The sequence below is a fragment of the Neisseria sp. P0019.S002 genome (genome assembly GCF_051957155.1).
GTDB classification, from domain to species: Bacteria; Pseudomonadota; Gammaproteobacteria; order Burkholderiales; family Neisseriaceae; genus Neisseria; species Neisseria perflava.
In genome coordinates this window covers 1-544 of record NZ_JBQCWS010000052.1, presented here as the reverse complement: position 1 = coordinate 544, position 544 = coordinate 1, and the positions used below count along the sequence as shown (strand labels likewise).

Annotated in this window: 1 protein-coding gene; it reads right to left on the bottom strand. The window is 51.3% G+C overall.

The genetic code is table 11. The annotated features are described in order from the left end of the window. A partial coding sequence (locus ACTHTY_RS11505) for a hypothetical protein (protein ID WP_440367748.1) occupies nt 1-493 on the bottom strand: 493 nt, incomplete at its 3' end. Nucleotides 494-544: the final 51 nt, after the last annotated feature.

Here is a 544-nt window from a genome sequence, read left to right as displayed (position 1 = left end):
ACCACCACAAACACAACAAACAACCCAAAACACACCCCACCCACACCCACACAAATAACCACCACCAACACCACCAAACCAAACAGCAAACCCACCACCCCACCACCCCAACACCCACCCAACACCAACCCCCCACCCACACAAAACACCAACAAACCCACACAAAAAAACAACACCAACCAACAACACCAAACACAAAAAAACAAACACACCCAACCCAACCAAAACACCCCCAAAAACCACACCACACAACCACCCCAACCCCCCACACACAACCCCAACAACACCACCAAAACAAACAACCCCAACACCAAACCCACCAAAACCAACACCACACCAAAAAACCCCCACCACACCACACACAACAAAACAAACACAACCAACAACAACACCCCCACCCACAACCACCCCACACAAAACAACACCCACCACCCACCCCCACCAAAACAACCACCAACAAAACAAACCAACACCCACACAACGACAACCTCACCTACACCTCATATTCCCAGCCCAACCACAGTGCCCCCGACGACAACCAGCA